3 protein-coding genes and 1 pseudogene are annotated in these 4,170 nt (G+C 66.9%); 3 read left to right on the top strand and 1 reads right to left on the bottom strand.

The window, feature by feature from the left end:
- Positions 1-50: 50 nt before the first annotated feature.
- Positions 51-503 (top strand): annotated as a pseudogene (locus ABT116_RS40285) (MFS transporter); the annotation flags it as partial.
- A gap of 248 nt (positions 504-751) precedes the next feature.
- Here ABT116_RS40285 and ABT116_RS40290 read toward each other — a convergent pair.
- Positions 752-1,396 (bottom strand): TetR/AcrR family transcriptional regulator, encoded by a 645-nt coding sequence (locus tag ABT116_RS40290; protein WP_351644978.1) that lies wholly within the window; start codon positions 1,394-1,396, stop codon positions 752-754.
- Between the two features lie 367 nt (positions 1,397-1,763).
- Between ABT116_RS40290 and ABT116_RS40295 the strand changes: the two genes are divergently transcribed.
- Complete coding sequence (locus tag ABT116_RS40295) at positions 1,764-2,783, top strand: NAD(P)/FAD-dependent oxidoreductase (RefSeq protein ID WP_351644983.1); 1,020 nt, start codon at positions 1,764-1,766, stop codon at positions 2,781-2,783.
- A gap of 112 nt (positions 2,784-2,895) precedes the next feature.
- On the top strand, positions 2,896-4,170 hold a 1,275-nt coding region (locus ABT116_RS40300), incomplete at its 3' end, for an MFS transporter (protein WP_351644981.1).

Consider the following 4,170-nt stretch of genomic DNA (forward strand, 5'->3'; position numbering starts at 1 on the left):
ATCGTGGATGGGTGTCGACGTTCAGCATCACGGGATACCTCTCCGCGACAGTGCTGTTGGGCGCATTCGTCTTCTGGGAACTGCGCACCGATGCACCGATCCTGAACATGAACCTCTTTCGGATCCGACGTTTTTCGTTCCCCGCCTTGGCAATTGCGGTGAGTTACTTCAGCATGTTCGGATTCTTGTTCCTGATCACGCAGTACTTCCAAGGAGTCCGGGAGTACTCGCCGCTCGAATTCGGCATCCACTCTTTGCCTTTCGCTGCAGCTGTTGCCGTGGGCGCCCCAGTCGCCACCTTGGCGGCACAGAAACTCGGCACGACCGCAGTGATGGTGTTCGGCCTCCTCGTCCTCAGCGGCGGGATGTTCCTCGCGGGTCGGACGACCGTCGAGACGCCCTACCTCGGACCCGTCGTGATCTCGATGGTGCTCATGGGTCTTGGCCTCGCAATTGTCCAAGGACCGGCAACCGACTCCATCATGTCCTCGGTGCCCCTCGACGAAGCGGGGGCAGGTTCGGCAGTCAACGACACGACGCGTGAGCTCGGCGGGACCCTGGGCGTCGCCGTCATCGGTTCGATCGTCGCCTCGTACTACACGTCCAAGGTGGCTCCGATCGTCGACGCTATTCCCGACGCCGTGATGTCGGCACAGGAGAAGGGCTTCGCTCGTGAGTCGGTGCTCAGCGTCATCGAGATCCGCTCCCGCGACATCAGTCCGCTCTTCGAGCAGCAGAAGGACAGTCTGATCTACACGATGAAGACCGCATGCCTGGAAGGCTTCGCCATCGCGTCGTACTTCACGGTCGGCGCGGCACTGATCACCGCTCTGCTGGTCGCGTTGTTGCTCCCCTGGAAGCCGGTCACGGAAGGCTCCATTCTCGGCAGTCTGACAACCAAGACCCCGAAGTAGTTACAAGGTTTCCCGATTTGTCCCACTATCAGCCCACGATTCCCGATACTGGATTGACCGAGTGGTACCGACGACAGCCCTGCTAGAAGGCGTTTCACCTCGGGATCGGAGGCGCCGATCTCCAGGGCCATCTTGGCGGCGAAGCAGGTCGCCGCCGCCCTGTCAGGGGCGGGGGGTACGTCGGCGGCGAGTGGCACTCCGTGGACGGCGCGGAGCAAGTACGCGTGCAGTCGTTCCAGGGCGCCCTCGTCCGGTCCGGCGAGCGCCTTCGGCGCGAACTGCCCCAGCCGGGCGAAGTAGCCGGCCATCGCCTGCAGCAGCACGCCGTGCTTGCCGTCGAACGCGGCGTAGAGGCTGCCGCGGCCCAGGCCGGTGGCGGCGCTGATGTCGTCGACGCTCGTGCCGTTGTAGCCCGAGGCGCGGAACTGCCGCTCAGCGGCATGGAGGACGTGGTCGTGGTCGAAGCTTCGTGGTCTCGCCATACACAGACGGTACGGCCGACCCACCCTTCTTGACAACTCAGTACAGAACCACCTAGGTTTCCGACTGTCCAGTACACAACCCTCCTGAACTCACCGGACAGGCTGGGTGCACGCCTGGCGCGATCGAGAGCAACCCATGCTTTGAACTCCTCCGCGCCGCCCGGCGTTGCGACGCCTTGGCGAGATTTCATCGCCGTACTGGATCTGTACATCACGAACGTCCCAAGCAAACCGGGGCCGGACTCTCCACAACAGCCCAAGACGGTCGCCGACCACGTCCCGGGCCTCCTGAACGGCTGCTCCCCTCCCACCACCCAGAACTCGAAGGGTTGACCGAACCATGACTGACAAGGAAAGGCAGGAGGCCATGGCTGTGACGACTCCTCCGTACGCGAGCGACGCACTGGCCGAGCAGAGCGTCGACGCGGTGGTGATCGGCGGGGGCGCCGCGGGGCTGAACGGTGCACTGATCCTCGCCCGCTCCCGCCGCTCGGTCGTCGTGATCGACAGCGGCGCCCCGCGCAACACGCCCGCCAAGGCCGTGCACGGCCTCATCGCCCTGGACGGCACCCCGCCGTCCGAGATCCTTCGACGGGGCCGGGAGCAGGTGCGCCAGTACGGCGGACGCGTCGTGCACGGCGAGGTGGTCTCGGCCGAGCCTGCCGCCCCGTCGGCGGACGGGGACCTGCGGTTCACCGTCACCCTGGCCGACGGCCGCAGCATCACCGCCCGCCGCATCCTGGTGGCCACCGGCCTCACGGACGTGCTGCCACAGGTGCCCGGGCTCGCCGAGCACTGGGGACACAGCGTGGTGCACTGCCCGTACTGCCACGGCTGGGAGGTGCGCGACGAGCCCATCGGCATCCTCGCCACCGGCCCGGCCTCCATCGGCCACGCGTATCTGTTCCGTCAGCTGACCGAGGACCTGACCTACTTCACCCACGGCACCGACCTGGACGAGGACAGTCGCGCCCGCTTCGCCGCCCGCGGCATCCGCGTCATCGACACCCCGGTCACCGAGGTCGTCAACGACGAGGACGGTGCCCTCGCCGGAGTGCGCCTGGCCGACGGTCAGGTCGTGGCCCGCCGCGTCCTCGCGGTCGGCCCGCAGATGCAGGCCCGCACCCAGGGCCTGGAAGGTCTGCGCCTGCCGGTGCAGGACCTGCCGAACACGGGCCGCGGTTTCGCCTCCGGTGTCGCCGGCACCACCGAGGTGCCGGGTGTGTGGGTGGCCGGCAACGCCACCGATCCGGTCGCCCAGGTCGGGGCCTCCGCAGCGGCCGGCGCACTGGCCGGCGCCGACATCAACAGGACGCTGGCCACCGCCGACACCGACGCGGCCCTCCGGAAGATCGCCGAAGCAAGCCCCAAAGCGGCCACACGATGATCTCGAAGCCCTGAGATCCCAGCCCATCACCCACTCGCCTCACCTTAATCGGTGAGGAAACCCATCAGATTCCAGACGGCTTTCAGTCATGCCCACCAAGCAAGGGAAGAAAATGAGTACCAGCATCGACCGCGGGGCGCCCGCCTCCGGAAAGAGAGACTCGGGCCTTCGCGGCTCACATGCCGTGCGCTGGTGGGTGCTCGTCGTCATAGGCATGGCACAGCTCATGGTCATGCTCGATGCGACCGTCGTGAACATCGCGCTGCCCGAGGCGCAGCAGGACCTCGGCTTCAGCGACGGCAGTAGGCAGTGGGTCATCACGGGTTACGCGCTGGCGTTCGGCAGCCTGCTGCTGCTCGGCGGCCGACTCGGTGACCTGCTGGGCCGACGTACCCTCTTCGTGATCGGCTTGGCGGGTTTCGGGGCCGCGTCCGTCGTCGGCGGCTCGGCCAGCAGCTTCGAGATCTTCGTCGCGGCACGCGTGGCCCAGGGCCTCTTTGCCGCGGTGCTCGCGCCCGCGGCCCTCTCGCTGCTCAGCGTGACCTTCACCGAACCGTTCGAAAGGGCGAAGGCCTTCGGTATCTTCAGTGCGCTGGGTGGTGCGGGCGGCGCGATCGGGCTGCTGCTCGGCGGCATGCTCACCGAATGGGCGTCGTGGCGCTGGGTGATGTACGTGAACGTCGCCTTCGCGGCCCCCGCCCTGATCGGCGCATTGCTGCTGCTGGCCAAGCCCGTGATCACCAAGAAGCCCAAACTCGACATTCCGGGCATCGTCGTGGTGAGTGCCGCGCTGTTCGCCATCGTCTACGGGTTCGCGCACGTAGAGTCCACCAGTTGGACCGACCCGGTCGCCCTCGGCTCCATGATCGTCGGCGCGGTGCTGCTCGTGGTGTTCGTCTGGCTGGAGACCAGGGTCGCGCATCCGCTGCTGCCGCTGCGCCTCGTGCTGGACCGGACCCGCGGTGGTTCGTTCATGGCGGTGTTCGTCCTGGGCATGGGGATGTTCTCGATCTTCCTGTTCCTGACCTACTACTTCGCGGCCAGCCTCGGCTACTCGCCGATCAAGACCGGTCTGGCGTTCCTGCCGATGGTCGCGGCCGTCGTCGCTTCGTCGACCACGATGCCTTCGCTGGTGCTGCCCAGGGTCGGCCCGAAGATCGTGATCACCGCCGGCTTCCTGGTCGCCGCAGCCGGTATGGCCCTGCTGACCCGGCTCGAGCTGGACAGCACCTACGCCGCCCACATCATGCCCGGTCTGATCCTGCTGGGTCTCGGCATCGGCGCGGTGATGACCACCGCGATCCAGGGGGCGACCTCGGGCATTCACCACGAGGACACGGGTGTCGCCTCGGCGCTGATCAACACCGGTCAGCAAATCGGCGGCTCC

The sequence above is a fragment of the Streptomyces sp. NPDC002130 genome (genome assembly GCF_040296465.1).
GTDB lineage: Bacteria > Actinomycetota > Actinomycetes > Streptomycetales > Streptomycetaceae > Streptomyces.

Coding starts and splice junctions, on each gene's coding strand:
- ABT116_RS40290 (WP_351644978.1), bottom strand. CDS start 1,396: ATGGCGAGACCACGAAGCTTCGACCACGACCACGTCCTCCATGCCGCT.
- ABT116_RS40295 (WP_351644983.1), top strand. CDS start 1,764: ATGGCTGTGACGACTCCTCCGTACGCGAGCGACGCACTGGCCGAGCAG.